This is a genomic window from Streptomyces palmae (assembly GCF_004684805.1).
Classification (GTDB): domain Bacteria; phylum Actinomycetota; class Actinomycetes; order Streptomycetales; family Streptomycetaceae; genus Streptomyces; species Streptomyces palmae.
On sequence record NZ_SRID01000452.1, the window covers coordinates 1 to 4,980 of the forward strand.

Below are 4,980 nucleotides of genomic sequence, written 5' to 3' on the forward strand. Positions count from 1 at the left end.
GTGCCGGCCGGGCGGGGGCCGTGCCGCACCGGCGGGCGGCGTCGGCCAGGTGGTGGAGTGCGGATCCGGGCGGGCGGCGCCGGCCCGCTCACCGGTCGCAGCCCGCCGCCGATCACGCGCGGTCTCGTCGCCGCCGATGGGACCCAGTCCCGTGCACGGCTGGTCTCCCGCGGCCTTGCCGCGGTCGTTCCGTGGCGGCCCTGTCTCCGCCGGTCATGCGCGGCCGCCCTGTCGCGGCCGATCAGCCGCGGTTTCCCGTCGGCCGGTGGTCACCCGCGGCCTCGCCGCAGGGTGTCCAACGGGAGCCGCAGCACCACCCCGCTGCCCTTGCTGTCCAGTAGCGCGTTGAACTCCCTGATGTGCCGCAACTCGGCGTCGGTCAGGGCCCGCCCGTAGACCCGGACCTCGTCCAGGGCCCCGGTGAGCCGGGTGCGGCCGTCGACGGACTGGCCGAGATGGACGCCGAACGGAGAGGTGCGGCTCACGGTGCCGGGTACGTCCGCCACGGATATCGGCGCGGCACCGTCCACCGTGAGGCTCAGCCGCCCGTTGGCGCGCCTCAGCGCCGCGTGGTGCCACTGCCCGTCGTTGTACGCCCCGGGGGCGCTGACCGAGGCGCTGGTGGGGGGCGCGGTGCCGGTCACCGTGGTGATCAGCGCCCGTACCCGGCCGTTGGACGGCTCCCCGCGCAGCCAGACCTGGGGCTGCCGGTCGCCCACCCCGCCCATCCACAGGAACGGCTGGGTGCCCGAGGCGGCCCGATAGCGGAACCAGAGGCTGACCGTGAAGTCGCGGGTGCCCAGCGGGAGCCGGGCGCGGTAGGGCAGGCGTACCGCGTCGTCGACGCCGTCGAAGACCAGCCCCTTGCCGAACCGCCCCTCGGTCCGCTCCGCTCCGCCGAGCACGGGGGCCGGGCGGGCGCCCACCGCCCGGTCCTCGGTGGTCGGGTCGGGTGCCTTGCGGGGACCGAGCCACTCCTCGGTGAAACGGGCGAAGCGGATCTCGTCGCGCGCGTCCACCGCCCCTCCCTCGTACAGCAGGCCGACCTCGTCATGGGAGATGGCCACCATGTCGGAGTAGCCGGACCAGTCGGTGGTCACCACCCGGCCCCGGTCGATGCCGTCCCAGCTGGCCGCCTCGTCCCAGGAGGAGCGGATCATCATGGTGCGGCGCCGGTCGGGGTCGCCGGGCGCGGAGAACAGCAGCCGGCTGTAGCCGTCCTGGTCCTCGCTGCGCAGCCGCAGGATGGAGGCCTGCACCTGGGGCGTGTAGAGGTCGGGGATGGCCTGGAAGGGGGCGGCGAAGGTGGCGCCGCCGTCCCGGCTGACGGCGAAGGCGCGGTGGCCGAGATCCGTACCGTCCTGCTCGCGGCCGTTGACGTAGATGGAGCCGTCGGCACGCTCCACCAGGGTCATCTCCTCCGGCTTCTGGCGGAAGGTCCCGTCGTCGGAGACGGGCCAGCTGTCCACGGCGCCGATCTGCCAGGTGTCGCCGCCGTCGTCGCTGTAGACCAGTCCGGCGTGGTTCGCGGACACCCGGGTGCCGTCCCAGGTCTCGCTGTTGACGCTGAAGACCAGACGGCCCTGGTGCGGGCCGCGGGTGAGCTGGATGCCGTGCACCGGGCCGGTGGCGTACCAGGAGTTCCAGTCCGGGGGCATGATGGAGTCGCTCAGATCGCGCGGGCTGGACCAGCTGCGGCCGTCGTCGTCGCTGTACTGGAAGTGCGGGGAGCGGTCGCAGGGCACGGCGCAGCTCTGCGCGTCGTCCCGTCCTGTGTTGTAGGTGCTGGCGAGCACGATCCGCCCGGTGCGGGTGTCCACGATCGGCGCCGGGTTGCCATGGGTGTCGCCGGCCCCCTCGTCGATCACCTGGAGCGGGCCCCAGGTGCGACCGCCGTCGGTGGAGCGCTTGAGGACCAGGTCGATGTCGCCGGCGTCGCCGCAGTTGTTCACCCGGCCCTCGGCGAAGGCCAGCAGGGTGCCGTCGGTGGATCGCACGATCGCCGGAATACGGAAGCAGGAATAGCCCTCCTCCTGGGCAGACTTGAACAGGACCTGCTGTTCGAAGCCGGTACGGGCCGTGGACGCCGAATCGTCGACGTCCACGGCCCGTACCGGAAGAGGGAGGAGGGCGAGCAGGGTGGCGGCGACTATCACCCAGGCGTGACGCCACCGTGGTCTTCTGGAACGAGCACGAAGATCTGACGTCATGGCCGACCGACCCTTCAACGACATCTGGTCAATGACATCTGGACATCAAGACATCCCACGTCCCGAGTGCGCCGACCCGAAGTCTCCCGGGTGGGTCACCACCTCACAAGGACCGTGCGTCACATTTCCATAGAAATGCGCCATTTGGGTGATGGGTAAGTGGTCGAGGCGAGGCCCCGCGGATCGGGGCCGGACGCGGGCTTCAGTGGCCCGGGGCTGCGGACGGCGAGTCAGGGGCCGTCCGCCGGATGCGGGGGCGGTCGGGGCCGACCGCGGGTCGTGTCGTTCGGTCCGCGGGCCGTGTCGTTCGGGTCCACGGTTCGCTGCCGAGTCTAGACCGCGGGGCGTCACCCCACAGGTCGGCTGCGCGCCATCGCGTACGGGGGCGGGGGCTCCGCCATTCAGGGTCGTGGGGCGTTGCGGGGTGCGGGCCGCGAGGCGACGCCGGTCAGGGCCGGGAGCGTCGCGTCACCGGTCAGGGTTCCGGGCTCCGCCGTTCAGGGGTGCGGGGTGTCGCCGGCCGAGGCCGGGGGGCGCCTCACAGGTCGGGTTCGCCACCGCGTACAGGCGCGGGGGCCCGTTCAGGGTTGCGGGGCGCCGCCGGACAGGGCCGGGAGCGTCGCGTCACCGGTCAGGGCTCCGGGCTCCGCCGTTCAGGGGTGCGGGGTGTCGCCGGCTGTGGGCCGCCACACGTAGCGGATGTCCGGTTCGCGTTCCTCGTTGTCCCGCCCGTCCGTGCGCTCCACCTCGACGAAGCCATGCCGCTGGTAGAAGCGCTGCGCGGGTCCGTTGACCTGGAAGGTCCACAGCTGGAGGCCGTCCGGCCGGCGCTCCTTGGCGAGTGCCACCAAGCGGTCGCCGAGCCCCTTGCCGCGCCAGTCGGGGGCCAGGTAGAGCTGGCTGAGCCAGTCCTGGTCCAGCACCATCATCCCGACCACGGAGCCGTCCCGCTCGGCGAGCCAGGTCTCCTGCGCGGGCACCACGACCTCGGTGATGTACGCGCGGACCGCGTCATCGCTGTGGGCCCGGCGGACGGTGGGCAGCGCGGCATCGTAGGAGCGCAGCCAGACCTCCGCCACGGGGCCGCCGTCGGCCGCCTCGGCCCGGCGTATCAGGAATCCGTCAGTGTCCACGGCGTCTTCAGGCGTCACGGGCGCACCGTAGCGGGGGTGCCCCCATCTCCGCTCGGAATTAAACCGCCCCGACCTCACCGGTGGCGCCGACCCCTCGCGGCGCCACTTCCCTCAGGGGACGAGCACCACCTTCCCGGTGTTGGCGCGGGACTCGATGATCTTGTGAGCGGTGGCCGCCTCGGCCAAGGGGAGCGCCGCGTGCACCATCGGCCGCAGCCGCCCCTCGGCCACCAACCTCCACAACTCCTGGCGCCAGCGCTCCACCTGCTCGGGCCGGCTCATCGCCACCTGCGCCATCTGGAACCCGATGGCCGACTTGCCGCCCACCAGCAGGTCGTACGCCGACAGGGTGCCGCCGCCCGAGCTGTAGGCGACCAGCCGCCCGCCCGGGGCGAGCGCGGCGACGGCGGGGGAGAGCAGCTCGCCGCCGACCGCGTCCAGCACGATGTCCACCGGCTCGATGCCGGTGAGCCGGTCGTAGCCGATCACCTCGTCTGCTCCGAGCCCGCGCAGGAACTCCGCCTTGTCCGCGGAGCCGGCGGCGGCCACCACCCGGGAGGCGCCGTGCTCCCTGGCCAGCTGCACCGCCAGATGCCCGACCCCGCTGGCGGCGGCGGTGACCAGGACCGACTCCCCGGGCTCCGGGCGAGCCGCGTGGTGGGCGCCGAGCGCCACCAGGCCGCCGCGGACCAGCGCCACGGCATCCGCGGCGCCGGCGCCGTCCGGGATCGGGGTGGCCATCGCCGCACGCACCACGGACCGCTCCGCGTAGGAGTCGCGGAAGCACAGCGCGGTGACCCGGTCGCCGACCGCGAAACCGGTCACCCCGTGGCCGAGCGCGGCCACCCGCCCGGCCACCTCGCCGCCCAGCACGCCGGGCAGCGGTACGCCCCCGTCGCGCACCTTGCGGACCATCGGCAGGGTGACGCCGATCGCCTCGTTGTCCACCAGCAGCTCGCCGGGGCCGGGCTCGGGAACCTCCACCTCCTCCATCCGCAGCACTTCGGGACCGCCGTACTCATGGAACCGGACGCGACGCACCAGCACCTCCAGGGATCGTTGGGATGCCCAACGGTAAACCCAGTTTCATTGGGGTGTCCAATGGTTTCCGGGTAGACTGGGATCATGGCCGAAACCCCGTTCGCTCCTACCCGGATCCGTACCCTCCCCAGTTGGCTGCTGGGCCGCGCCGCGGCCCGTGGCCACCGGCTGGTCGCCGAGGCGCTGGCCCGGGAGGGGATGCGCATGATGCATCACGCGGTGCTCTCCGCGGTGGCCGAGCTCGGCCCCCTCTCCCAGGCGGAGCTGGGACGCAGCCTGCGGATCGATCCCAAGGACATGGTCGGGATCGTGGGCGACCTGGAGGCGGAGGGGCTGGTCACCCGCAGCCCGGACCCCAAGGACCGGCGCAAGAACGCCATCGCCGTCTCGGACGCCGGCAAGCGACGGCTGCGCCGCACCGAGAAGCTGGGGGACGAGGCGAACGACGAGCTGACCGCGCCACTCACCGCGGAGGAGCGCGAGCAGCTCATCTCCCTGCTCACCCGGATCGCCGACCCGGCGGCGGGTTGCGCGGAGCGGGGTGCCTGACGGCGGCCGAAGTGTCTGGTCGGCTCCGCCCCACCCCGCCCGTGGGC

General features: G+C 73.2%; 4 protein-coding genes. 1 reads left to right on the forward strand and 3 read right to left on the reverse strand.

The features are described 5' to 3' along the window. Window positions 1-269 precede the first annotated feature (269 nt). The 3 genes from E4099_RS28890 to E4099_RS28900 all read right to left on the reverse strand — a co-directional run bounded on the left by E4099_RS28890 (window position 270) and on the right by E4099_RS28900 (window position 4,384). The gene (locus E4099_RS28890; protein ID WP_135342074.1) at window positions 270-2,210 is read right to left on the reverse strand and encodes a sialidase family protein; all 1,941 of its coding nucleotides are present in this window, start codon (window positions 2,208-2,210) and stop codon (window positions 270-272) included. Between the two features lie 653 nt (window positions 2,211-2,863). Further along, complete coding sequence (locus E4099_RS28895) at window positions 2,864-3,343, reverse strand: GNAT family N-acetyltransferase (protein ID WP_135342077.1); 480 nt, start codon at window positions 3,341-3,343, stop codon at window positions 2,864-2,866. A gap of 111 nt (window positions 3,344-3,454) precedes the next feature. After that, window positions 3,455-4,384, reverse strand: a complete 930-nt coding sequence (locus E4099_RS28900) for a quinone oxidoreductase family protein (RefSeq protein ID WP_135342075.1) — start codon at window positions 4,382-4,384, stop codon at window positions 3,455-3,457. 84 nt (window positions 4,385-4,468) lie between these two features. Here E4099_RS28900 and E4099_RS28905 point away from each other — a divergent pair, with 84 nt between their 5' ends. After that, window positions 4,469-4,933: a MarR family winged helix-turn-helix transcriptional regulator gene (locus E4099_RS28905; RefSeq protein ID WP_135342076.1), complete on the forward strand. Its 465-nt coding sequence runs from the start codon at window positions 4,469-4,471 to the stop codon at window positions 4,931-4,933. Window positions 4,934-4,980 lie beyond the last annotated feature (47 nt).

Bases quoted from the DNA above. Each gene is read 5' to 3' on its own strand.
- E4099_RS28890 (WP_135342074.1), bottom strand. From the start codon at position 2,210: ATGACGTCAGATCTTCGTGCTCGTTCCAGAAGACCACGGTGGCGTCAC.
- E4099_RS28905 (WP_135342076.1), top strand. From the start codon at position 4,469: ATGGCCGAAACCCCGTTCGCTCCTACCCGGATCCGTACCCTCCCCAGT.